Here is a 21,109-nt window from a genome sequence, read left to right as displayed (position 1 = left end):
GCTTTTAGCCCACTACGCTGGAGACTTGTCATGAGCAATGCCGATCGCGAACGTTTTGAACTGGTTGCAGCACAAGCGATTGAAAAGATGTTCGCCGCATCACCGGTAACGGCCGCATTTCACCGCGGCGAATGGATTGACCGCGAATACTACCGTCGTCATCTGGTCGAAACGGTGCTGCGTATCCGCCTCAATAACGAAGTCGATGCCTTCGCGCTCTACAGGATTGGCTTCAAGGACAACCCTATTGCGCAAATTCTCGCGCAATATCTCGCGGAGGAATATGGCCACGAAGGGCTGTTCCTGCGCGACATCGAGAAATTCGGTCTGACGGAGTCTCAGGTCAATGCCATTCAGCCGTTTCACTGCACCGACAAGTTGATCGGCTTCCTGTACCTGAGTATCGGCCGTGATGGCCCGTTGCCGACGATGGTCTGGAACTGGCTGGTCGAGTGGTATTCGGATCGGTATAACAAGACGATCACGGAGGCGGCGGCACAGGCCTTTGGTCACGATCTCGTGAAAGGCTCGCTCGGGCACATCCACTACGACGAATCGCACAATCACGACGACCTGATGTGGAGTGCTGTGCAGCGCGCAATCGACAACTGGGGTGGCGTCGCGAGGGCCGAAGTTTATCTGAGCCACTTCGTCGGATTGATCGGAGAATACTTCGATGAGTTGTTGCAGGCGACCGCGCCTGAACTGAAAAAAGCCGCCGCCTGAAGGCAGACGTGTCATGACTTCGATCGTGATTGTGGAGCCAGCATCTTCTGGTGTTGCCCTCGCTCATGCGGCGGCGCGCCTGGGCATCGAAGCACACGTGGTTTCTGCTTACCACGACGACAGCGAGGTGTCGTCCGCGCTAGAAGCAGTCGCTAGTTCGGTGACGAAGGTCGATACCTATTGTGCGGCGGCGGTGGCAGATTTCTCGAGAAAAATGGGTGCGAAAGCGATCGTTCCCGGATTCGAGTATGTCGTGGGCGTGGCGGCCGACGCTGCTTCAAGGCTGGGCCTTCCCCATCTCGAACCCGACGTTGCCGAGTTGGTGCGCGACAAGTATCGATGTCGCATGCATCTCGCGGCTGCGGGGCTGGCCGTACCGGGATTTGCGCGCCTGACTCATGCTGACGACGTGGCGGTTGCCGCGGAGCATGTGGGATTTCCGGCCGTGTTGAAACCGACGGATGGGTGCGGCAGCCTGCGCGTCGTACGAATCGATTCGCGCGCTCAATTGCAGCAGGAAATCGAATATGTCGCGCGTGGGAATGTGACTGACATGGGGCGAACGATCGGGAAAACGATGTTGCTCGAGCAATATCTGAATGGTCCTGAATATAGTATCGAAGGCTGCGTTGGCCGACATGGGGCGCACGTTCTGGCGGTAACCGAAAAGCTGCTTGGCCCTGAGCCCTATTTCGTCGAGATGGGGCATACGGTCGAGGCAGGATTGGCCGCTGATGTGCGTGCCCGGCTTGTCGCTTACATCGAGGACGTCGTCGATCGTATCGGCCTGACGCTCGGTGTTTTTCATGCCGAGGCACGTTTGACCCGCGAAGGCCCGGTGTTGATTGAAATTGCGGCGCGTCTCGGCGGCGATCGCATCTATCGACTGGTCGAACTCAGCAAGTCGATTTCGCTGCCGGAGGTGATGATCCGCAGTCACCTCGGCGACGATGATCCCATACAAGGCGATATCGGTCGCTTGCCGACGCGGGTCAGTGGCGTGCGTTTTATCGCGCCACATGAATCGGGATGCCTTACCGGCCTCGCGTGTCTCGACGAACTGCGTGCGCTGCCCGGCTGCGAAGAGGCCGAAATCTATGGTCGGACCGGGGAGCCGGTCCAGGCCTTAACCGATTTTCGCGGCCGGGTCGGTCATGTTCTCTTTGCCGCGCCTGACCGCGAAACGCTCGAGCGTCGCCTCGCCGAGGCTGCCTGTCTGCTCGGATCAAGGACGGCCTCGCTCGCTTCATGAAGGAATTCAGTTCATGACATCCACGCCGTCGAACAAACGGGAACGTATCGTTATCCTCAACCGCTGGGCAGACGAATTCGCCGCGTACGATAGATACATTGATCATCGGGCGCATGACGTTGCTTACGTGTGCACCCCAGAGGGAGCAGCCGCGTTGAGTGCGTCACGCATCGTCCATGCCGAGCACTTGCCTGATTTCAAGAATGAAGCGGCTTTATCCGAGGCCGTGCGGCGATGCGCAGATCGGCTCGGCGGCCTTGAGCGTCTGATTGCATTGTCGGAATTCGACCTGATCGCCGCGGCGCGGCTACGGGAAGTTTTCGATATCGCGGGTGATCGTCCGGAGACGGTCAGGCGGTTCAGGGATAAAACTGTGATGAAGCAGGCGATTATCGCCGCGGGCCTGAAGGCACCGCGGTTCGTCGAGTTGAATCGGGTTCAGTCGCATGATGCGGAGGAACTCGCCAATTTGCGACTCCCGCTCATCATCAAACCTCGAGCCGGCGCAGCCAGCGACGGAGTGGTGCGTATCGACACGCGAGCGAGGCTGGCGGAACTATGGCCGGGTTTGGCCCGCGAAGATTACGAGTGCGAGGAATTTGTCGAGGGGCCGATTTATCACGTCGACGGACTGGTCTCGGATGGAGCATTCGTGATCGTGCGCGGCTCGCGCTACGTGAATACCTGCCTGGATTTCGCGAATGGCAAGCCGTTGGGATCGATCATGCTCAATGCCGGCTCCGCCTGCGACGAGCTGCTCGTTTTTGCGAAGGCTTGTCTTGATGCGCTGGCGTTGAAGGACGGCGCATTTCATCTCGAAGTGATCCAGGGAAGTACCGGCTTCTGCTTCCTTGAAGTTGGCGCGCGCGTAGGGGGAGGTGAGATCCCCTTCATGTTCCGGGATCTCTACGGTGTTGACCTTTACCAATTGTGGGTCGCGCAGCAATCCGGCGATGCGGAAAACTTCGAGACGCTTGCTCGCAAGGCGCGCGCAGCGCAGGCGTCGCCATTGCGCGGAGGCTTCCTGATGTTGCCGGAGCCAGTCGGTACACGGCTAATCGACGTACGTTTGCCGACCGGCATTGCACAACTCTACGGCGCCATCGTCCCGAAATTGAATCACGTTTTCAACGGCACAGGCGGCTATGACCAGATACTCGCCCGATTCCGTTATCGCGGTGATTCAGAAGCGGAAATTGCGGCGGCCATCGATGTGACGCTGGGTGCGTTCCACTACACGCTGTCCGATATCGCCGCCCCTGGCCCATCTGTCCTGCCGCGTGTAGGAGACAGCGTCGCAATGTCGAGCACAATCTGAATCGACAGGGATCGCTTTTGAGATTTGCCGACGCTCGACTTGGCTCGTCAATTGGGGAGCCAGCTTCGGACGTTAGCAGGAAAGACGCTTACCCGGCTTATTCCCGTGTGAGGCCCATCCACGCTCCTGCATGCGATGCGATAGGCACCGCTCTTCGCCTTGACGATGAAGAGCGGTGCGTTCCGGGATGCCGGACCGGTTGTCCGTTTACTGGCCGACCGGGCGAATCGTCAGGTCGTTCTTGACGTTCTTCACACCCGCCACGCCTTGAGCGACCTGCGTGGACTGGTCGACTTGCGGCTGCTCAGGCACCGAGCCTTCGAGCCACACGTCGCCGGTGTTGGCATTCGCGCGGACGATGATGTTGGCGGCGCTGACACCCTTCGCTTTCGCGAGCGCGGCGCGAACTTTGCGAGCCAGCGCACGGTCTGCCTTCTTCATCGCCTTATGCTGTTGCTTTGCGCTCGGCTGCGTGCTCAGATCCGTTGCACCCTCGGTGCCGCTCGCTTGCGAATACGCGTTGAGCGACGCGAGCACGATAAGTGCGCCACCTACCACCTTGATTGCCTGAATCGCCTTCATTCACTTTCTCCTGTTGTCATGCTTGAGCGACGGTCAGCCCGTGAACGGGGACCCCTGCACTGCCAACTTCTGTACTTCTGGGATGAAAACGCGTGGAACGGTGTTGCGGTCTACGGTGTAAACCCCGGGTGTGAACCCGAACGCTACCTACTCGAACGCCACCTACTGACAAACTGGGTTGGCCAGCTGTTACGGCTGGCATGCGAATGTCTGTCGGAGTGTAAAGATACCGCAATTGGTTCCACAGTGATCGCTTAAGGAAAGCGAATGAGGTTTTGGCACAACGGATTTGGCGAAGACGCGCGGTCTGTCTTGCTTTCCGGCGCATCACGCGGGTCGCGTGGCGCGCCTCACGAGGTATCCGGATGAACCCAACAAGCACGCGGATCATGCCGCTTGCGCGCGCCGCGCTACCGGTCGACACGGTCGAACTGGCGCGCTTTCTGATTGGCAAGTGCGTCGTGTACGACCGGCCGGACGGGCGCGTCAGCGGGCGGATCGTCGAGGCGGAGGCGTACCCGGTCGGCGACTCGACCGGGCATGCGTTTATCGGCCGCCGTGACTACAACGAGTCGCTCTTTTTCGCGCGCGGGCACGCGTATGTGCGGCTGACGTATGGCGTGTCGTACATGCTGAACGTGTCGAGCGAAGCGGAGGGCACCGGCGCCGGCGTGCTGCTGCGCGCAGTCGAACCGCTCGAAGGCATCGCGCAAATGGAGATGCGCCGGCCGGGCGTCAAATTGCGCGATCTCGCGCGCGGCCCGGGCCGTCTCACGTTAGCATTCGGCATCGGACCATCGCTCAACGGTGTAGATCTGTGCACCGGCAAGGGGCTTTGGCTGGGCGCCATCGCGCGGGCCAAGCGTGTACCGGTCGCGGCAACCACGCGTATCGGCCTGTCGCGCGAGATGCATCGGCCGTTGCGCTTCTACGAACCGGGCAGCCCGTTCGTCAGCGGGCCGCGCAAACTGCTGATGCCCGGCGGCCTCGCGGTCGAAATCGACAGTGAATCGTAAGAAATACGGCTGATCCATGCCGACGATGTGCAAGGACTGATATCTGCAATACCCATCATTGCGGGTTCCGCAATTAAGAATCTTCCTAATAAGGGTTTCCCCTAGGTCAACAACTGATTAAACTGCTGTTAATGGCTCTTGCATGGGGCAAGCAGTCAAGCAGAAAAAATCGTTGGGGGTCTAGATCATGAAATCGCTTATCAAGGCTGTTGCTATTGCCGCGCTACTCGCAGCTCCGGTCGTATCGTTCGCTCAGGCGAGCCAATCCACCGTGACGCGCGCACAAGTCCGTCAGGAACTGATTCAGCTGGAAAAGGCCGGCTACAACCCGGCGTTGTCGAACGACACCACGTATCCGGAAGATATCCAGGCCGCTGAGCGCCGCGTGCAGGCGGCCAACGCTGCGCAAAACCAGGGCGTTGCCCGGCAACCATCGGCGCCGTCCGCAGATACGGGTTACGGCGCGGCAACCGGCGGCAACTCGCAAGCCGGTGCGCCGATCCAGCTGAACCGCGGGAATTCGGTCGATTACGGCCACTAATTCTGGTTGCGCATGTTGGTGACGGGGCAGGGTCCTGGCGTCTACGACGCGAGGGGCTGAAAGCGGGCGGTGACGAACCGGCCTGTGTCTAAAGAGGACACAGGCCGGTTTTGCTTTGATGGAAGACCCGCGGAAAAAATCTGCACCGCCATCACGGCGGCACAGTCCGTCCCACTCGAAGTGGGCGCCTTTTGCGCGGTCCCTTCGCGCTGCTCGGTGAAGCGTGCGCGCCGCGCGGCGTTCAACCCGCGCCGGTGATGTACTGCTCCAGTTGCTGAATCGTGAACTGCTGCTCGGCGATGATGTTCTTCACGAGGTCGCCGATCGACACCATACCGACCAGCCGGTCGTGATCGAGTACGGGCAGATGGCGCATGCGGCGCTCTGTCATCAGCGCCATGCACTCATCGGTGGTTTGCTCGGGACGCACGAAGCGAACCGCCTTGCTCATGATGTCCCGCACCGGTGTCGACTTGGACGAGCGGTCCATCAGCACCACCTTGCGCGCGTAGTCACGCTCCGTGACAATGCCGGCGATCGCTTCCCCTTCGGTGACGAGCAATGCGCCGATCTGCTTGTCGGCCATCAGTTTGAGTGCGTTGTAGACCGAATCCGACGCGTTGATCGTATAGACGTTCTGGTCCGGCTTCGATTTGAGTACCTGGGCAACGCTGGTCATAGAGCGGCTCCTTTCGCAGTGCAGCACGCCGGGCGGCATGCGGTCCGAGGGACTGGCCAATCCAGTATAGGCGGCACGGGCGCGCGCGGCGACGCGCTCGCGTGCGGCAGCGCGCGCACGAGCGGTGCGTCGTACGGGCCGCTTGATGCACTGAGAATGGGTCTTCGTGTTTAGCGGTAAACTCCAGTTCCGAACTTTGTCCCCGGTTTTTCACGGGCTCATGTCTGCCATACGCATAACGCCATGCCCATGCCTCCCGATCCGTCGCGCATCGACGGACTTGCCCAAGAATGCGTCGTGCTCGACGCGCAAGCCACGCTTCCCACCCGCTACGGCACCTTTACCGCCTATGTGTTTCGCGTCGCCGACGGCGATGCCGAACATGTCGCGCTCGTGATGGGCGATGTCGCGAACAAACAGTCGGTGTTGACGCGCTTGCACTCGGAGTGCCTGACGGGCGACGTGCTCGGCTCGTATCGCTGCGATTGCGGCGAACAGCTGGACCTCGCGTTGCGCTATATCGCCGCTGAAGGATGCGGCGTGCTGCTTTATCTGCGCGGCCACGAAGGACGCGGCATCGGCCTGACCAACAAGATCCGCGCGTACGCATTGCAGGAGCAGGGGCGCGACACGGTCGAGGCGAATCTCGAACTCGGCCTGCCTGAAGATTCGCGCGAGTACGATTCGGCCGCGGGCATCCTGCGCACGCTGAAGGTGACATCGGTACGGCTGATGAGCAACAACCCCGAGAAGTTCGACACGCTGACCAAACACGGCATTCCGGTCTGCGAGCGCGTCGGGCTGGCGATTCCGGTGCGTGAAGAAAACGAACGATATATCCGGACCAAACAGGCGAAGTTTGGGCACTATTTCGACGAAAACGAATAACGCGCGCGCCCGCGACGGCGCCGGTCACCTCAAGCCGGCGCCGACGCCCGGTTATGACGCGCAGTTCTCGCATCGCGCGTGGCACGGATGCAGGGTACTCACCTGATGCGTGGCTTGCCGCGTCGATACAGATACACCAGCGCCACGCAGATCACGAGCCCCAGCAGCTTCCCGAATACCGTCGGCGGATAGAGACACAGCAACAGAAAACAGACCAGCCAGATAATTTCTGCTGCCGACACGTTGCGCGATTCTTTCATCTACATTATTCCGGGTTGTCCTGTTTTTGTGGATCGTGCGTATGGGGCGATCCGGCCGCTCAGTCTCGTGCTCAGTACTCAGCTGTGTGCTCAGTTCTGTGATGAATCAGGCGCCTTCTTCGCGCTCCGCATCCGGCCACCAGTTTTCAAACACGCAATCGGCAAGTGGCGCGCGCGTTGCCCAGCGTTCCATTTCGAGCATCGGCTCCGGATAATACGCATCGATCTGCCCCACGCAGAGTATCGCAACCGGCTGTGCGCCGTCAGGCATGCGCAGCAGCGTGCGCACCTCGTCGGGATCGAACAGCGACACCCAGCCGATGCCGATACCTTCCGCACGCGCCGCGAGCCACATATTCTGGATCGCGCATGACACCGATGCGAGGTCCATCTCAGGCAGCGTGCGCCGCCCGAAGATATGCGCTTCGCGTCCGTCCATCAGCGCGACGACCAGCACTTCGCCGCAGTCGCGCATGCCTTCCACTTTCAGCTTCATGAATTCATCGCGCCGTTTGCCGAGCGCGTCGGCGGTTTGCAGCCGCTCGCGCTCGACCGCATCGTGCAACGCGCCGCGCAGCGCCGCATCGGTAATGCGCGCGATCCGCCACGGCTGCATGTAGCCGACGCTCGGCGCGTGATGCGCGGCGTCGAGCAGGCGCCGCAGCACGACCGGGTCGACCGGGCCGGGCACGAAATGACGCATGTCGCGGCGTTCGTAAATGGCGCGGTAGACCGCCGCGCGATCGGCGTCGTTAAAACGCGTTGCCATAAAAGAGTGCCGCGGTGAAGGCCGGATTCGACGGCCAGTAGCTGTGCATATAAGTCGCGACGATCGGACCGGCGCGGTACACCGCTTCGCCGGCGACATCCGACTGCGCACGCGTCGCGTGCAGCACGGGCGTGAGCGGTGTGCTCACGTGCGAATAGTGGAACGTATGGCCGGTCAGCGTCCCGAGCGGTCCGTCGAGCTGCTGCATGCTGAGCGCCGCAAGCCGTGTCTGCATGCGCACGTGGCCGGGCAGCAGCCCGAGCATCGGCGTGGTCGTGCCATCGGTTGCGGTCAGACTTTCGAGCAGGTACAGCATGCCGCCGCATTCGGCGATGACCGGTTTGCCCGCCGCGGCATGCGCGCGTATCGAGTCCGCGGTGCGCGTATGGCGCGCGAGGGTTGCCGCATGCAGCTCCGGGTAGCCGCCTGGCAGATAGAGGGCCGTGGCGTGCTCCGGCATGGCTTCATCGGCAAGCGGCGAAAAAAAGCTGACACGTGCGCCAAGCGCGTCGAGCAACGCGAGATTCGCCGGGTAGATGAACGAGAATGCGGCGTCGCGCGCGACGGCAATGTGCGCGCCGTCGAGCAGACGTGGCCGCGCTCCGGCCGGTTGCGACGGACCCGATGACGGCTTCGACGACAGCTTCGACGACGGCAGGAAGCGCACCACGGGCGGCAGCGCCGCGAGCGGCGTCGGCGCAAGCACGTCGGCGGCTTCATCGAGACGGCGGTCGAGGTCAGCGATTTCCATCGCCTGCAGCAGGCCGAGGTGGCGGTCCGGCAATTCGATTTCCGCCGTGCTCGCGATCGAGCCCATCCATGTCAATCCGGCCGGCAGCGATTCCTCGAGCATCCGCGCGTGGCGCGACGTGCCGACGCGGTTCGCAAACACCCCGTGCACCGGCACGCCCGCGCGATAGTGCGCAAGTCCGAAAGCGACCGCGCCAAACGTCTGCGCCATTGCTTTCGCCGAGATCACGGCGACCACCGGCACGCCGAACGCCGCGGCCAGATCGGCGCTGCTCGGCGTGCCGTCGAACAGGCCCATCACGCCTTCGATCAGGATCAGGTCCGCTTGTGCGGCCGCCTGCGCGAGCAGGTCGCGACACGCGGACTCGCCGACCATCCACAGGTCGAGCGACAGCACCGGCGCGCCGCTTGCGCGCTCGAGAATCATCGGGTCGAGGAAGTCGGGACCGGTCTTGAACACGCGTACGCGCCGGCCTTGCCGCCGGTGGTGGCGCGCCAGCGCCGCGGTGATCGTCGTTTTGCCCTGGCCGGACGCGGGTGCGCTGATGAACAGGGCGGGGCAGTCCGCCATCGTTCAGAACTCCACGCCGCGCTGCGCCTTGACGTGCTGCTCGCGATACGGATGCTTGATCGCGCGCATCTCGGTGACGAGGTCGGCCGCCTCGATCAGCGCATCGGGCGCATGGCGGCCCGTGACGACCACATGCAGCATCTCGGGCCGCGCGGTCAGCACCGCGAGCACCTCGTCGAGCGGCAGATAGTCGTACTTCAATACGGTGTTCAACTCGTCGAGAATCACCATCTGATAGTCGCCGCTTTCGATCATCCGCTTTGCTTCGGCCCAGCCTTTGCGTGCGGTGGCGATATCGGCGTCGCGGTTCTGCGTGTTCCACGTATAGCCGTCGCCCATCGTGATGAATTCGCAGTTCGGCAGACTGCCGAGAAAATCGCGTTCTGACGTATGCAGCGCGCCCTTGATGAACTGCACGACGCCAAGACGCATGCCGTGCCCGAGCACGCGCACGGCCATGCCGAACGCCGCGGTGCTTTTGCCTTTGCCGGTGCCGGTGTTGACCATCAACAGGCCTTTTTCGATGGTCGCTTCCGCCTGTTTTTTCTCATGGCCTTCGCGACGGCGCTGGGTCATGCGCAGATGCGAGTCGGGATCGGTTTTCATTGAAAGTCCTGTGGGTGAGATAACGATGAGGTGCGCGGGACGGTTGCGTCCGCAACGGTCCGGGCGGTCAGCACCGCGATGGCGACGGTGACGCCGTCGCGCACATGTTTTGGCGTAAGCAACTGTCCTCCGGATGCCGCGAGCCGCGCGCAGGGCTCGCAGACGCCATCGACGCCGAGATGTGCGCGTGCCGCGGGCGAAGGCGTCGTGGTTGCGTCGGCGCCGGCCGCTGCGATCTGCTCGCGCGAGAACACGCGCAGCGGCAACACGTGGCGCGCGCAGAACGCGACGATGCCGGGTTCGTGCGCCTTGACGTCGACGGTCGCGACGGTATGGATTTCGTCGATCGAATGCGGGCCGAGCGCTTCGCGCACCGCCGCGTCGATCTGTTCGACGCGCGTGCCGCGCTTGCAGCCGATGCCGACGGCAAGCCGTTTCATCGCAGGCCGCCGTGCAAAGCGTGGAATACCGCGGCGCGAAACGCCACGGCGCGGAAAACCGCGCCGGTGCGCGCGGAATGAAGACGTGTCATGCGATGCCACATGGCGTGCACGGCGGCGGCGAGCGATGGCTGCGCGCTGTGCGTGGGCGCTGGTATCCGTCCCCCGCGGAACCGGCGACTGGCGACCGTGACGTTCGCCCCCTCGCGTCCGGCCGGTATCCGGGCTGACGGCCTCATGCGCTTCGCCTTCCCATCGGCGGACGGCCGACAGTGGCATCGAAACGCATGCGCGGGGATGACCCGCGGGCCGCTTACCGTTGGCGGGGACAGCACAGGCTGGACGGGGCATGGCCACGCTTCCTGTTTCCCGTTTAACCGCATGGGATGCGCAACGCGCATATGCGGCACCGGACGCGGGCATACGATAGCACAGGCGTCGTGGGCGGATAAGTCGCCTGTATACTGAAACCCTTGCCGTCCAACCCTCACGTGCCTGTGAACCCAACGCTCTCGACCCTGCTCGCGGAAACCGATCGCCAAAAGGCGCAACTGGATGCCGCTCGCCCGCTTCCAGAGGAAACCGTGGCGTCGCTACGCGAGGTGCTGACGCTCGACTGGACCTACAACTCCAATGCGATCGAGGGCAACACGCTGACGCTGCAGGAAACGAAAGTGGTGCTCGAAGGCATCACCGTGGGCGGCAAGACCTTGCGTGAGCATCTGGAAGCGACGAACCATCGCGACGCAATCGAATGTGTCGAGGAGATCGTCGCGAAGCGCGAAGCGCTTACCGAATGGCAGATCAAGAACATCCATTCGCTTGTGCTGCGCGGCATCTCCGATAAGGATGCAGGCCGTTACCGGCAAGGGAATGTGCTGATCGGCGGCGCGAGTACCGTCCCGCCCGACGCCGTGCATGTGCCGCAGGAAATGAACGCGCTGCTTGTCTGGTATGAGCGCTCCGCTGCGCTGCACCCGGTGGAACGCGCGGCGGAACTGCATACACGCTTCGTCAAGATCCACCCGTTTATCGACGGCAACGGTCGCACCGGGCGGTTGCTGTTGAACTTTGAACTGATGAAGTCCGGCTATCCGCCCGCGGTCATCCGCACGCAAGACCGCCAGACCTATTACCGTGTTCTTGACGAAGCATGCGTAACCGGCGTCTACGACGGCATTAGCACGCCAGTGGCCGAAGCGGTGCAGCGCACCCTGACGCTCTATCTCGGTCTGATCGGCGGCGGCCTGAGCAAAAACGGCCAACCTTGACGCCTGTGCGCCTCACGCCTACACTCGCACCGACTTCTGGTGCTCGCGCGCGCATTCTGGCGTGCGCAGTTAAACGGGAAACAGCGACCCACGCCACCGTCTGACGGATCATGGCTGCGGGCCCCACTGTGCTGCCCCCGCAACGGAAGGCGAGCGCATCGCGTTTGACGCGATGCAGAGCCGGCTTCGAGGTCCGCGCGCAAGGCCGCGCGGGCAGATAACCACTGCACGAGAAATCGTCGACTCGTGTGGGAAGGTGAAGCGGCGCTCTCGCCAGCCCGGATACCGGCCGGAAGAGCAGGGTTGACGCCGCGGGGTGCGGCGTTCCGTCCATGACTTCTTCGCGCGCTTCACGTCACGCGCTTTTAGTGTCGCGCTCTAACGTCGCGCTTTTAGTCGCTAATCGTCGCTATATACCTCGCCCATGCAAACCCAGATGCGCAAGATCCCGGTGACGATCGTCACGGGCTTTCTCGGCAGCGGCAAGACCACCTTGTTGCGCCATATTCTTCAGCACGCCGGCGGCTTGAGGGTCGCGGTCATCGTCAACGAGTTCGGCGAACTCGGCATCGACGGCGAAATCCTCAAGGGCTGTGGCATCGGCTGCGATGAGGAAGGCCGCGAAACCGAAGGTCAGCTCTATGAACTCGCGAACGGCTGCCTGTGCTGCACCGTGCAGGAAGAGTTCTTTCCCGTGATGGAGCAGCTCGTCGAGCGGCGCGCGCAAATCGACCACGTGCTGATCGAAACCTCCGGCCTCGCGCTGCCGAAGCCGCTCGTGCAGGCGTTCAACTGGCCGTCGATCAAAAACAGCTTCACCGTCGACGCGGTGGTGACGGTCGTCGACGGCCCGGCGGTCGCAAGCGGCCAGTTCGCTGACAATCCGCTCGCGGTCGACGCGATGCGCAAGGCCGATGCGAACCTCGATCACGAGTCGCCGCTGCACGAACTGTTCGAAGATCAGCTGTCCGCCGCGGACCTGGTCATTCTGAACAAGGCCGACCTGCTCGACGCCGCGCGTGAGCGTGCGGTCGAAGCGACGATTCGCGAAGAGATTCCGGCGCAGGTGAAAATCGTCCGCGCGCAAAACGGTCAGCTCGATCTGAACACGCTGCTCGGACTCGAATCCGCGTCGGAGGAAACGATTCATCTGCGTCACGATCACCACGGTTCCGCTGAAGATGCCGACCACCATCACGACGATTTCGACTCCGTGGTCGTCACCGCCGATGCGCCGTCGCGCGAAGCGATAATCGCGGCGCTGCAGCGCGTGGTCGAGCAGCACACGGTGTATCGCGTGAAGGGTTTTGCGGTGTTGCCGAACGCGCCGATGCGTCTTGTGATTCAGGGCGTCGGGCGCCGCTTCGACAGCTATTTCGATCGCCGCTGGCGCGACGACGAACCGCCGCGCAACGCGTCGGCGAGCCGCTTCGTGATGATCGGCGCAGACCTCGAGCAGCCGGCGCTGCAACGCGCGCTGGACGACGCGCTGCACGCTCAGCGCGCATAGCGGCCGCGCGCCTTAGCCCTACGAACCGGAGACGGCACGAACATGCATTTGCTGCGCACCACGCCGGGCGGCTTCGTCGACGATACGAAAGGGGTGATCCGGATCGATCAGCGGCCTGCGGATATCGTCGTGCTGAGTTCCGCGGATACCACGCTGTCGCTGCTCGCGAGTGTGGTGTCGCGTCTGCCGGCGGGCTTTCCGAGCGTGCGTCTTGCGAACGTCACGTATCTGCGGCAGCCGGCCTCGGTCGACTTCTATGTCGACGATGTGTTGCAGCATGCGCGCGTCGTCGTGGTCGACCATCTGGGCGGCGAATCGTACTGGCCGTACGGCATCGAACAGGTGGTCGCGCTCGCGCAGCGCAAACAGCAGACGCTCGCGATGTTCTCCGGCGATCTGCAGGAAGACCTGAACCTCACCGCGCGCAGCACCGCGGACGCGGCGCTGTGTCATCAGTTATGGCGCTATCTGCGCGAGGGCGGTCCGCAAAATGCGGAAGCCTTTTTGCGTTGCATCGCGTCGCGCTCGCTCGGCTTCGGCGCTGAGCCTCCGCTGCCGGTGCCGTTGCCCGCCGCCGCGCTCTATCATCCGTCGCACGACACGCCGATCATCGCCGACTGGCAGGCGCGCTGGCGCGCCGACGCGCCGGTGGTCGCGATCCTGTTCTACAAGGCGCATCTGCAAGCCGCGAATACCGCAGTGTTCGACGCGCTGATCGATGCGCTCGAAGCACGCGGAATGAACCCGTTGCCGATCGCGATCACATCGCTCAAAGACGCGCTGAGCCGCGACATCGTCGGACAGTTGTGCGAGCAACATCATGCGTCGCTGGTGCTGAACACGACCGCCTTCGCCGCCAGTGCGATCGACGACCCGGCGCCGCTCGCCGTCGCGGGCGACGCGCCGGTGCTGCAGGTCATTCTGAGCGGCGGCAATCGCGAAGACTGGCTGCAGGACAATCACGGCCTGAATTCGCGCGATATCGCGATGCATGTCGCGCTGCCCGAGGTGGACGGCCGCATCATTACGCGCGCGATCAGCTTCAAAGGCCTCGCGTATCGCTGCCCGCATACCGAAGTCGATGTGGTCCGCTACCAGCCGGACCTGGAGCGCGTCGCCTTTGTCGCGGAACTGAGCGAACGCTGGTGCAGGCTGCGCACGCTCGATAACGCGGACAAGAAGCTCGCGCTGATCCTCGCGAACTATCCGGTGAGCGAAGGACGGATCGGCAACGGCGTCGGGCTCGATACGCCGGCATCGGTGGTCGGCATTCTGGAGAGACTGCACGACGACGGCTATCGCGTGGCGGAGCAACTGCCCGAGGACGGCGACGCATTGCTGGGCCAGCTCACGCAGGGCGTGACGAACGATCCGGTGGTGCGCGACCTGCGGCCGGCGCTGCAAAGCCTTGCCGTGGCCGATTACGAAACGCGTTTCGCGCGCTTGCCCGCGTCGCTGCGCGATGCATTGAACGCGCGCTGGGGTCCGCCGCGGCAGGATCCGACCGTGCGGCGCGGCCGCTTCATGATCGCCGGCTGGCGTTGCGGGCACGTGTTCGTCGGCATCCAGCCGTCGCGTTCGCGCGAACAGCACGACTACGCGAGCTATCACGACGCCGAGCTCGTGCCGCCGCATGCGTATCTCGCGTTCTACTTCTGGCTGCGCGATCAGTTCGGCATCGATGCGATCGTGCACGTCGGCAAGCACGGCAATCTCGAGTGGCTGCCGGGCAAAAGCGTCGCGCTCTCCGATGCGTGCTGGCCGGATGCGATTCTCGGTCCGCTGCCGCATCTGTATCCGTTTATCGTCAACGATCCGGGCGAAGGCAGCCAGGCGAAGCGGCGCGCCCAGGCGGTGATCGTCGATCATCTGATGCCGCCGCTCACGCGCGCAGAAAGTTACGGACCGCTGCAGGACCTCGAACGGCAGGTCGACGAATACTACGAAGCGCTGATGGTCGATCCGCGCCGCGCAAAGCTGCTGCGAAGCACGATCCTGTCGACCATCATCGAACACCGGTTGCACGAGGAACTGAGCATCGCGAAACCCGCCGGACAGGACGCCGAAGACGCGTTGCTCACGCGCGTCGACGCGTGGCTGTGCGAGTTGAAGGAAGCGCAGATCCGCGACGGTCTGCATACGTTCGGCCAGTCGCCGCGCGGCGTGCAGCGGCGCGATACGCTGCTCGCGCTCGGCCGTTACCCGGTGGGCGACGGGCAGGGCGCGAACGCGGGCCTGATCGATGCGCTCGCGCGCGATCTGGCGATCGATCATCTGTTCGATCCGTTGACGGCCGACTGGTCCGCGCCGTGGCAAGGCGCGCGGCCCGCGTTGTTGCAGCAGGTCAGCGATGCGCCGTGGCGGCACAACGGCGACGCGCGCGAGCGGCTCGAACTGCTTGCGGGCGCGTTGCTGGCCGATCTGTGCGAGCCACGCGGTGAGACGCCGGCGGCGTCGGATGTCGCGCTGCGGCACGCGAGTGAAGTGCCGCAGACTGAAAGCACACTGCGGCATGTCGAAGCATTGCCGTCGGCCGCGCAGGGGCTGCGCCCGATGGGCGAATCGCTACAAACCGCACGTAGGCTGCCTTCGGCGGGCGATTTACTGCAGCGCGAACGCGTGCTGCCTCCGACCGACGAATTACCGCAAACCGCACGCCTACTGCCTCCGACCAGCGAACTGCCGCAAACCCAACGCGTCCTCCAACGTCTGCGCGCCGACGTACTGCCGCGTCTCGACGCATGCGGCACGCAGGAAATGCTGCAATTGCAGCGCGGCCTCGAAGGCCGCTTCGTGCCGCCGGGGCCGAGCGGTTCGCCATCGCGCGGGCGCCCCGACGTGCTGCCGACCGGCCGCAATTTCTACTCGGTCGACACCCGCGCGATTCCGACCCAAGCCGCGTGGACGCTCGGCATGAAGTCGGCGCAGCAATTGCTCGAACGTCATCTGCAGGAGCAGGGCGACTATCCGCGCGCGATCGGCCTGTCGGTGTGGGGCACCGCGACGATGCGCACCGGCGGCGACGATATCGCGCAGGCGCTCGCGTTGCTCGGCGTGCGCCCGAAGTGGGCGCCCGGCAGTCATCGCGTGACCGACTTCGAGATCATGCCGATCGCCGTGTTCGACCGGCCGCGCATCGACGTCACGCTGCGCGTATCGGGTTTTTTCCGCGATGCGTTTCCGAACGTGATGCATCTGTTCGATGCGGCCGTTCAGGCGGTGGCGGACCTCGAGGACGAACCCGAGCATCTGAATCCGATCCGCGCCCGTGTGCTGCGCGAGCGCGACGCGTGGCTCGCGCGCGGACTCGATGCGCAGGAGGCGCGCAAGCGTGCCGGCTGGCGCGTCTTCAGCGCGCGGCCGGGCGCGTACGGCGCGGGCCTGCAGGAGATGATCGATACGCGGCAGTGGCAGACCGACGCGGATCTCGCGAACGCGTATCTCGCGCACGGCGGCTACGCTTACACGCAGAAGAACGCCGGCGAAGAGGCGCGCGACACATTCGGCATGCGGCTCGCGAGTCTCGACGTGGTGCTGCAAAACCAGGACAACCGCGAACACGACCTGCTCGACTCGAACGATTACTACCAGTTTCAGGGCGGCATGGCCGCGGCCGTGCGGCATTTGTCCGGCAGCCAGCCGCAGCTGTATCACGCGGATCACAGCAATCCGAACGCGCCGCGCGTGCGCACGCTGACCGAAGAGATCGCGCGGGTGATCCGCTCGCGCGTCGTCAACCCGAAGTGGCTCGACGGCGTGAAACGGCATGGCTATAAGGGCGGGGCCGAGATCGCGGCGACCGTCGACTATCTGTACGGCTATGACGCGACCGCGCGCGTGATTGCCGATCATCAATATGCGCTGGTCGCGGATGCCTATCTGAACGACGCCGCCACGCGCACCTTCCTGCAGACGCATAACCCGCACGCGCTGCACGGCATCTGCGAGCGCCTGCTCGAAGCGATGCAGCGCGGCCTGTGGCAGGAGCCGGGCGCGTATCGCGAACAGATCGAGCAGCACCTGCTCGCGAGCGAACAACAGATTGAAGGGAAGCGCTCATGAATACGATCGTCAACGCGACGGCAGACGGCCGCGCGCCGGTGTTTCCGTTTGCCGCATTGCTGGGGCAGCCCGAGCTGCAGCAGGCGCTTTTGCTGGCCGCGGTCGATCCGGGCATCGGCGGTGTGCTGGTCAGCGGTCCGCGCGGCACGGCCAAATCGACGGCAGCGCGCGCGCTTGCCGAACTGCTGCCGGACGGTCAGTTCGTCACGTTGCCGCTCAATGCGAGCGAAGAACGCCTCGTCGGCACACTCGATATCGAAACCGTGCTGCGCGACGGCTCGGTGCGCTTTGCGCCGGGCCTGCTCGCGAATGCGCATCGCGGCGTGCTGTACGTCGACGAAGTGAACCTGTTGCCCGATGCGCTGGTCGACGCATTGCTCGATGCGGCTGCAAGCGGCGTCAACACGGTCGAACGCGATGGCGTGTCGCATAGCCACGCGGCGAGCTTCGTGCTGATCGGCACAATGAACCCGGAAGAGGGCGAATTGCGCCCGCAACTGACCGACCGCTTCGGCCTGATGGTCGAACTGCAGAACTGCTTCGATCCGCTGGTCCGGCAGCAGATTGTTAAGGCACGGCTCGCGTTCGATACCGATCCGCAAGCGTTTCGTGAACGCCACGGGGCGCAGCAGGATGCGCAGGCAGGCCGTATCCGTGCGGCGCGCGCGGCCTTGGCGCAACTTGAGTTCGACGAGGCCGTGCATCAACGTGTCAGCGCGTTATGTATCGCCGCGCAAGTCGACGGCATGCGCGCCGATCTGGTGATGTTGCGCGCCGCGCGTGCGCTTGCCGCGCTCGAAGGGGCGCCCGCGGTGAGCACCGCACATGTCGAGCGCGTCGCGCAATCGGTATTGTTGCATCGGCAACGAAACGGCGAAGCGTTGCAGCAACTGGAAGAACCAGGTTTGACTGGTGAGCAAAACAACAACACGCGTGCCACGACCGGCGAACGCGATGCGCGCGAGGCCGACGCGCCAGGCGATAGCGACTGGGGCTATCTGCCGCCCGAACCGGTCGGCATTAAGCACGTGAAGCGCGTGATCCCGCTTCCGTCAAAAAAACGCTGAGCCATCGGAAGAGCGCCGCCGCTGGCGTTTCGCGCAGCGGTTTCCGATGGCCCGCAGGCGAGGTCAAGGTCAACGGCACGGCCGCGGCGCGCGGTCAAGCGGGCGCGCGCATCGCGTGGCCGGGCACGCTCGCGGCCAAAGGCCCGCAACGCCTGCGCGCCGAACATCTGCGCCTGGTCCGCGAAGCCCATCCGCGCGGCGCGCTGCATTGCTTCGTGCTCGATTGCTCCGGTTCGATGCTGGCCGCTGCGCAGCTCGCGCTCGCCAAGGGCATGCTCGCCGCGCTGTTCGGACGCGCGCGTGCCGACCGGCACGAGGCTGCGTTGATCTGCTTCGGCGGCACGCGCGCCGATCTGCGGTTTGGGCCGGCCATTCCGCGTGGCTGGAGCGAACAGTGGCTGAATCCGATCGGCGGCGGCGGCGGGACGCCGTTCGTACCGGCAATCGGGCGCGCCGCACAATTGCTCGCGCGCGCCGCGAAGCGCAAGCCGGCGCAGCAGCGCTGGTTGTGGCTGTTGACGGATGGCCGCAGCGGCGGCATGCCGGCGCGGCCGGAAGCAGCCGACCGTATCGTGCTGGTCGACTTCGAGCAGGGTGTCGTGCGGCTGCGCCGCTGCGAGCAGTTAGCGCGGGCGTGGGAAGGGCTGTATGTCACACCTGATCAGTTGATCCACGCAGGCTGACGTTATCCCGTCGAATCTGCCGGCAGCAAGCGCGGTCGCGCATCAGCCGCGGCCATCGCGCATGATGGGGCGCATGTCCGTGGCCGCAACCAGCGCAACGGCGTCGCGTCAGCGCACGCCGTTCGACCAGTGCGAGATATCGTCGATGCGGTCGAACACGAACGATTTCAGCGCAAGCTGCTGCGCGGTATCGAGATGTTCGAATTCGAGCCCGTGCGTCGCGAGCCCGTCGGCCGCGGACGCAGCCTGCGCATTGCGCACGATCGCGGTGGTTTCGATGAGCGTGTCGCTATCTTTCGATTGCAGCCGGAACGACACGCGCACGCGCTGTCCGACCTTGCCGATCAGCCACGGCGTGCCGAACGACATGCCGAGCGCGCTGATGGTCTGCATCAGGCCGAGCCCTTCGTAGGCGTCGCCGTCCGCGTTGATGCCAAAGCGCACCGGCAGCCGCGCATGCACGCGAATCGACTTGCGTTCGCGCAGCCGGCGGATCACACCGGGCTTCGATAGCACGACGTAGTCGAACGGCAGGTGACACACCGAGTCGACCGTGCAGACAAAGCGGAACACCGCCTGACTTGCGATCGCGACGATCTCCACGTTTTCTCCGACCGTCAGCGACAGCGGACGGCCGTCGACGTGCGGCGGCATGACGAATACGGACTGGTTCGGCGCAAAACCGATGACGCGGCTCGGCAGCATCTGGCCGCTCGCGTTTTGCGGGCGTACGCCGATCAACGCGCCGATCGACAGATGCGTGTCTTTCAGCGACAGCGGTGTGTCTTCTTCGTCTGCATCGTCACGCTGCGCCGGATTGAGCGGCGCGCCATCGGCGTCGGTTTCAGCGAGATCGCCGCGGCGCGGCTTGAAATGCGCGAACAGAAAACGGCGTTCTTCCGGGCCGATCACCACCGCGCCGCGCTCGAATAGCAATGAGCCGTCGGCATCGACGACCGGCCATTCGAGCGGCGTGCCGATCGGCAGGGCATCTGCGATCAGAACGGCGGACGGAACGATGAGGTTCGGTGCGGCAAGGTCGTTGTCGGTCTGCATGACGTTTGGCGGAAACGAAGTTAACCGCTGATATCGTCAATTTTGCCGCGCACCCATATCGGGAAGAACCCTGACTATTGCAGGACCACTGACCGTTCGACGGTGTATTGAGGGCGACGCGAAGCCCGGTTTTGCGATAAACCATTGCAATGCTCGACGTTTATGCCATATGAATTCAGGTTCCAATATCGTAGACGACCACATCATAAAGAGAGTTATATTGTTCAGGATTATCCTGAGTGGTGGGATATAACAATTGAAAATCAACATCGAGCGGCGTGTCCGCTTGAATGACATGTGCTCCATCCGGAGTTTGAAGCGCGACGGTTCCCTCGGTGCCGTCCATGACGATTTTTACCCACAGGCTGCTTGCGTCATAAACTGTCGTGCCAATCGGCAGTTTATCGAAATACAGGATCCAATCGGTGACCGGTTTATCAGTTACTCTTAGCGAAACGCGATAGCTGTAGATCCAGTACTGCGTTGCCCAATCCTGCCATGAACCCCGTTTGGAAAATGGCGCATTAATCGTGGGTATTGTCGAACCGGTTGGGAAGACTGTCACGGAAAGCGGACACGACGGTCCAGTTTCCCCTGCGGCGTTATAGTACGCAATCTTGCCGTCGTCGATCGTCGCGCCCGTGGGTGCGTCCGGGTCGACTGACAGGACCACGCTCCGATTGACTGCCCAGCTGACTCCGGAGGTCCTCCGCCCGGCGCTGGCGCCACCGATTACGATATCCGCCGACCTTCCGTTGTCGTTGACCTTGAAGGTTGTTCCGGCTCCGTACGAAGCGTTCATGATGTTTGTATGGGCCGGCGCATCTATATGAATTTTCGCGCCTGCATCATCCGGCTCCTGATTGTTCTCAAACGTATACGGAATTAATATCGCGTTTGCCGGCTGAACGATCGGAACGCGGTTTTCAAATATCCTGGACACAATGCATGACATGATTCGATCTCCTGGCGGGAGCGCCGTCGCGCGAAACATCGTGGCACCGGATAAGTGCCCGGGGGTCTTGAAGATCAGATTGGTTTTATTGGTGGTAGATTATTCGT

The 21,109-nt window shown here is 63.4% G+C and carries 20 protein-coding genes and 2 riboswitches; of the genes, 11 read left to right on the top strand and 9 right to left on the bottom strand.

What is annotated here, in order from left to right; genetic code table 11:
* Positions 1-30: 30 nt before the first annotated feature.
* Genes HV675_RS06945 through HV675_RS06935 form a run of 3 tightly spaced genes read left to right on the top strand, consistent with a single transcriptional unit; the run spans position 31 to position 3,296 of the window.
* Entirely contained in the window at positions 31-726 is a 696-nt protein-coding gene (locus HV675_RS06945) for a hypothetical protein (protein ID WP_175110135.1), read from the top strand.
* A 13-nt stretch (positions 727-739) separates the two neighbouring features.
* The gene (locus HV675_RS06940) at positions 740-1,978 is read left to right on the top strand and encodes an ATP-grasp domain-containing protein (protein ID WP_175110134.1); all 1,239 of its coding nucleotides are present in this window, start codon (positions 740-742) and stop codon (positions 1,976-1,978) included.
* A gap of 13 nt (positions 1,979-1,991) precedes the next feature.
* Positions 1,992-3,296, top strand: coding sequence for an ATP-grasp domain-containing protein (locus tag HV675_RS06935; RefSeq protein ID WP_175110133.1), 1,305 nt, complete (start codon positions 1,992-1,994; stop codon positions 3,294-3,296).
* A 207-nt stretch (positions 3,297-3,503) separates the two neighbouring features.
* On the opposite strand, the gene HV675_RS06930 is transcribed toward HV675_RS06935, so the two are convergent.
* Positions 3,504-3,878, bottom strand: a complete 375-nt coding sequence (locus HV675_RS06930) for a BON domain-containing protein (protein WP_175110132.1) — start codon at positions 3,876-3,878, stop codon at positions 3,504-3,506.
* Between the two features lie 365 nt (positions 3,879-4,243).
* On the opposite strand from HV675_RS06930, the gene HV675_RS06925 reads away from it, so the two are divergent.
* Positions 4,244-4,894 (top strand): DNA-3-methyladenine glycosylase, encoded by a 651-nt coding sequence (locus tag HV675_RS06925; RefSeq protein WP_175110131.1) that lies wholly within the window; start codon positions 4,244-4,246, stop codon positions 4,892-4,894.
* 187 nt (positions 4,895-5,081) lie between these two features.
* Positions 5,082-5,435, top strand: a complete 354-nt coding sequence (locus HV675_RS06920) for a DUF4148 domain-containing protein (RefSeq protein ID WP_175110130.1) — start codon at positions 5,082-5,084, stop codon at positions 5,433-5,435.
* Positions 5,436-5,676: 241 nt separating this feature from the next.
* Here the strand turns inward: HV675_RS06920 and HV675_RS06915 are convergent, their stop codons facing one another.
* Positions 5,677-6,114: a CBS domain-containing protein gene (locus HV675_RS06915; protein ID WP_175110129.1), complete on the bottom strand. Its 438-nt coding sequence runs from the start codon at positions 6,112-6,114 to the stop codon at positions 5,677-5,679.
* Positions 6,115-6,357: 243 nt separating this feature from the next.
* Here HV675_RS06915 and ribA point away from each other — a divergent pair, with 243 nt between their 5' ends.
* A complete protein-coding gene (ribA, locus tag HV675_RS06910) occupies positions 6,358-7,002 on the top strand; it encodes a GTP cyclohydrolase II (protein ID WP_246270125.1) in 645 nt (214 codons plus the stop codon).
* Between the two features lie 98 nt (positions 7,003-7,100).
* Here the strand turns inward: ribA and HV675_RS06905 are convergent, their stop codons facing one another.
* The 5 genes from HV675_RS06905 to HV675_RS06885 all read right to left on the bottom strand — a co-directional run bounded on the left by HV675_RS06905 (position 7,101) and on the right by HV675_RS06885 (position 10,398).
* A complete protein-coding gene (locus HV675_RS06905) occupies positions 7,101-7,262 on the bottom strand; it encodes a hypothetical protein (RefSeq protein WP_175110128.1) in 162 nt (53 codons plus the stop codon).
* Between the two features lie 106 nt (positions 7,263-7,368).
* Positions 7,369-8,031 carry a 5,6-dimethylbenzimidazole synthase gene (gene bluB / locus HV675_RS06900; protein WP_175110127.1) on the bottom strand — a complete coding sequence of 221 codons (663 nt, stop codon included), beginning with the start codon at positions 8,029-8,031 and terminating at the stop codon, positions 7,369-7,371.
* Positions 8,015-9,352, bottom strand: coding sequence for a cobyrinic acid a,c-diamide synthase CobB (locus HV675_RS06895; protein ID WP_175110126.1), 1,338 nt, complete (start codon positions 9,350-9,352; stop codon positions 8,015-8,017). Before HV675_RS06895 ends, bluB begins: the two co-directional genes overlap by 17 nt.
* A gap of 3 nt (positions 9,353-9,355) precedes the next feature.
* A complete protein-coding gene (gene cobO, locus HV675_RS06890) occupies positions 9,356-9,958 on the bottom strand; it encodes a cob(I)yrinic acid a,c-diamide adenosyltransferase (protein ID WP_175110125.1) in 603 nt (200 codons plus the stop codon).
* Positions 9,955-10,398: a cobalamin biosynthesis protein gene (locus HV675_RS06885; protein ID WP_175110124.1), complete on the bottom strand. Its 444-nt coding sequence runs from the start codon at positions 10,396-10,398 to the stop codon at positions 9,955-9,957. Before HV675_RS06885 ends, cobO begins: the two co-directional genes overlap by 4 nt.
* A gap of 195 nt (positions 10,399-10,593) precedes the next feature.
* A riboswitch (cobalamin riboswitch) is annotated at positions 10,594-10,827 on the bottom strand.
* Between the two features lie 68 nt (positions 10,828-10,895).
* Between HV675_RS06885 and HV675_RS06880 the strand changes: the two genes are divergently transcribed.
* From HV675_RS06880 to HV675_RS06860, 5 genes are all read left to right on the top strand, one after another.
* Positions 10,896-11,669: a Fic family protein gene (locus HV675_RS06880; RefSeq protein WP_175110123.1), complete on the top strand. Its 774-nt coding sequence runs from the start codon at positions 10,896-10,898 to the stop codon at positions 11,667-11,669.
* Between the two features lie 20 nt (positions 11,670-11,689).
* Positions 11,690-11,977: riboswitch (cobalamin riboswitch) on the top strand.
* A 116-nt stretch (positions 11,978-12,093) separates the two neighbouring features.
* Entirely contained in the window at positions 12,094-13,179 is a 1,086-nt protein-coding gene (cobW, locus tag HV675_RS06875; RefSeq protein ID WP_175110122.1) for a cobalamin biosynthesis protein CobW, read from the top strand.
* Positions 13,180-13,221: 42 nt separating this feature from the next.
* Complete coding sequence (gene cobN, locus HV675_RS06870) at positions 13,222-17,241, top strand: cobaltochelatase subunit CobN (RefSeq protein WP_175110121.1); 4,020 nt, start codon at positions 13,222-13,224, stop codon at positions 17,239-17,241.
* Complete coding sequence (locus HV675_RS06865; RefSeq protein ID WP_175110120.1) at positions 17,238-18,308, top strand: magnesium chelatase ATPase subunit I; 1,071 nt, start codon at positions 17,238-17,240, stop codon at positions 18,306-18,308. The genes cobN and HV675_RS06865 overlap by 4 nt, the downstream gene beginning before the upstream one ends.
* A 110-nt stretch (positions 18,309-18,418) precedes the next feature.
* Positions 18,419-18,991: a vWA domain-containing protein gene (locus HV675_RS06860; RefSeq protein WP_175110145.1), complete on the top strand. Its 573-nt coding sequence runs from the start codon at positions 18,419-18,421 to the stop codon at positions 18,989-18,991.
* 108 nt (positions 18,992-19,099) lie between these two features.
* On the opposite strand, the gene HV675_RS06855 is transcribed toward HV675_RS06860, so the two are convergent.
* Both HV675_RS06855 and HV675_RS06850 read right to left on the bottom strand, forming a co-directional pair.
* Positions 19,100-20,047 carry a flagellar brake protein gene (locus HV675_RS06855; protein ID WP_175110119.1) on the bottom strand — a complete coding sequence of 316 codons (948 nt, stop codon included), beginning with the start codon at positions 20,045-20,047 and terminating at the stop codon, positions 19,100-19,102.
* Between the two features lie 175 nt (positions 20,048-20,222).
* Positions 20,223-21,002, bottom strand: a complete 780-nt coding sequence (locus HV675_RS06850; RefSeq protein ID WP_175110118.1) for a hypothetical protein — start codon at positions 21,000-21,002, stop codon at positions 20,223-20,225.
* Between the last annotated feature and the right edge of the window lie 107 nt (positions 21,003-21,109).

This window comes from Paraburkholderia solisilvae (genome assembly GCF_902859875.1).
In the GTDB taxonomy this organism is placed as follows: domain Bacteria; phylum Pseudomonadota; class Gammaproteobacteria; order Burkholderiales; family Burkholderiaceae; genus Paraburkholderia; species Paraburkholderia solisilvae.
This window is presented reverse-complemented; position numbering and strand designations above follow the sequence as displayed.